The following is a 2509-nucleotide window of genomic DNA, read 5'->3' on the forward strand; positions in this document are numbered from 1 at the left end:
GGCTGGAGCGGGTGGAGCCGCTGGAGCGGCTGGACCCGGTGGAGCGGTTGGAGCGGCTGGACCCGGTGGAGCGGTTGGAGCGGGTGGAGCCGCTGGAGCGGGCTACCGTAGCCACGCCCGCCCCCGTGTTCTGAGGCGGCTCCGGGGTGGCGCTGCCGGCGCCCGGCTCACGGCAGGGCAAGCGCCGTGCGGATGAGCGTGAGCAGGAACCCGCGTACTTCGTCGCTGCGGAGAATGAAGACCAGCAGGCCTGCGAATCCCACGGCGGCCAGTGTTGCGATGGCGTACTCCGCGGTTGCCATACCTGCCTCTGACCCCAGCAGCCAGCTGTTGCGGGTCCTGGTCCTGTCCGCCCGGGCTTGGAACTCCACCACGTTGCTGCCCTCTTCAGTGGTGGCCCAAGCTGTGCTGGCCGGGTCCGTGCCGGCTGAGCCCGTGCTGGTGGATCCCGTACTGGTTGATCCATTGCCGGCTGATCCAGGGCCGGTTGATCGTGCGCTCATTGAATCTGCAGCAGTTACACCTGCGCTCGACAATGCAGTACTCAGTCCTCCGTTGGCTAGGTGTGATTCGGTATGGCACTCAATGCAATATCGGTTGACGGTGGTCATGGTGTTCCCCTCCTGTGTTCCGGCTGAGTTGCCGGCTGATCCGACTCTTCCCGGCTCGGCCAACGACGGTAAGGGCAGGCGGTGGGTAAGTGGAAAACTGCAGGAATGGAGGGGATGTGGAGGAAAAGTCGGCGGCAAAGTCCGGCCAGGAATCACCGCTGATTCAGGACACAGGAACTACGCTTTGGCCATGGGCGAGGACAACAGTACGGACCACGGGGACGAACGCACGCTTCTTGAAAGGCTGCAGGTCATCGGCCAGCAGGGGGAGGTGCTGGGGTTCATGCGGAACATGCGGCTCGAACAGCAACGCAGGGGCCCGGCCGAAAGAATCGCCCTGGTCAAGGGCCAGTATGAGCGTGAGCGGGCCCAGATCCTTCAGTGGTTGGGCAAGACCGAGGATCCCCGCTGGTGGGCAGGTGCCACCGAACAGGATGTATGTGAGGTTTTCGGTGTCTCTTCAACATGGAAAGACGATTCTGAAGCGGCCGCCGAGGCCGACAGGCGTATCCGTCAAGCGATTCAGGCCAAGTACGGGGTCGATGCCCCGTCGCTCGATACGATGCCTCCCTGGGACGAAGACAGACGCGGAGGAAACTGACTTCGCTGGTAAGGGCCCGCAGCCCTTCGGACCCGTCGGGGACAAGGACTACCCCGAAGGCACCAGGAGCGCGGGGGCACAAACTACTACCCCGGGATACCAGGACCGCGCGGGCACACGTGCTACCCCGAGGGCACCAGTGCCAGGAGAACGGGGATTACGCCCCAACAGATGAAAGCCGGCAGCGAGCACAAACCCAACGGAATGACGAGCTTCACCCCCAGCGAGGCCGCCCGCTTTTCAGCTGCGCGGAAACTTTCCCGGCGGAGCCTGGCTGCCTGCGCATAAAGGATGGCCGACGATGGCGCACCCGTCAGCGCAGCAAACCCCAATGCATCCCGCAACTCCAGGATCTCAGGAAACCGCACCTCGGAACTGCGCCAGGCCGTCTCCCAGTCAGCTCCAATGGCGAGCGCCGAAACCACCGGCCGCAGCGCCCGGCTGTAATCCGCTGATGCCGAGGCCGCCACCAGTTCCAGCGAGCGGCCGATCCCTGAGCCTGCGTCCAGCATCGCGGCTATGAGTTCCAGCATCATGGCCGGATCGTGCAAGCCGTGATGTCCGCCGCCTTGGCCAGCCAAGTCGCCTGCACCCTGCCCGTTCCAGGCCTGGTCCGTGCGCGCCTCGCGGCCTGGCTGACTGCCCAGTCCAAGCAGGCGCAGCCGCACGCGCACAGGTCCGGAAAAGGCCAGCCAGGCGGCGACGGCCAGAACAACGCTGAGAACCAGCCCGGGCAGAATCGCCGCCGTCACGCTGGCCCCGCCCCGGCGGCCCCGGCAGCCGAGCGGACCAGACGGGCGGACCAGGCTCTTCCGGCGACGGTCAGTGCCGCTCCCGCCGCGAAAGCCGCCATACCCAGCGGCGTCCCGATCAGGATGGACAGCGGATCGACGCCCAGGGCCATTCCCAGTCCCAGGCCCATCAGCGGAAGCCAGGTCAGGAGGGTGACTGTCGCTTTGGGCCCGGCAAGCGCCGTCTGCCGCGCGGCCTCGGCGTCGTCCTCGACTTCGAGTTGGGCGGCAAACCGCGTCAGGACATCGGCCAATGGACAGCCGCTGGCTTCGGCGATGTCAAAGCACGCAGCCAGCTCACACCAGATCCGGGATTCCCTGCCATCGTTGCGCGCGAAGGCCGGGTGCACGGAATTCCTGATCGCCGCTGACACCGGCGATCCCCGGTGGGCGGCTGCCCTGACGGCACCAAGCATCACCAATGAACCCGCGCTGAGGCTCGCGCCGGAGCGCCCCGGCGCCCTCCGGCCGGAGACGCTGACTGCCCGGCCGCCGCGGTCCACGCG

General features: G+C 66.7%; 4 protein-coding genes. 1 reads left to right on the forward strand and 3 read right to left on the reverse strand.

Annotation, left to right across the window (positions count from 1 at the left end; translation table 11 throughout):
* Positions 1-167: 167 nt before the first annotated feature.
* A complete protein-coding gene (locus DBR22_RS24845) occupies positions 168-503 on the reverse strand; it encodes a DUF4244 domain-containing protein (protein WP_258229330.1) in 336 nt (111 codons plus the stop codon).
* Between the two features lie 298 nt (positions 504-801).
* Between DBR22_RS24845 and DBR22_RS19835 the strand changes: the two genes are divergently transcribed.
* Complete coding sequence (locus tag DBR22_RS19835; protein ID WP_108600413.1) at positions 802-1212, forward strand: hypothetical protein; 411 nt, start codon at positions 802-804, stop codon at positions 1210-1212.
* Between the two features lie 122 nt (positions 1213-1334).
* Here the strand turns inward: DBR22_RS19835 and DBR22_RS19840 are convergent, their stop codons facing one another.
* Together DBR22_RS19840 and DBR22_RS24850 are read right to left on the reverse strand one after the other, a co-directional pair.
* Positions 1335-1964: a type II secretion system F family protein gene (locus DBR22_RS19840; protein ID WP_258229331.1), complete on the reverse strand. Its 630-nt coding sequence runs from the start codon at positions 1962-1964 to the stop codon at positions 1335-1337.
* Positions 1961-2509, reverse strand: a 549-nt coding sequence (locus DBR22_RS24850; protein WP_375134996.1) for a type II secretion system F family protein, incomplete at its 5' end; no start/stop codon positions are given. The genes DBR22_RS19840 and DBR22_RS24850, both read right to left, overlap by 4 nt.

This window comes from Arthrobacter sp. HMWF013 (assembly GCF_003061105.1).
Taxonomy (GTDB): Bacteria; Actinomycetota; Actinomycetes; order Actinomycetales; family Micrococcaceae; genus Arthrobacter.

Coding starts and splice junctions, on each gene's coding strand:
- DBR22_RS19835 (WP_108600413.1), top strand. CDS start 802: ATGGGCGAGGACAACAGTACGGACCACGGGGACGAACGCACGCTTCTT.
- DBR22_RS24845 (WP_258229330.1), bottom strand. CDS start 503: ATGAGCGCACGATCAACCGGCCCTGGATCAGCCGGCAATGGATCAACC.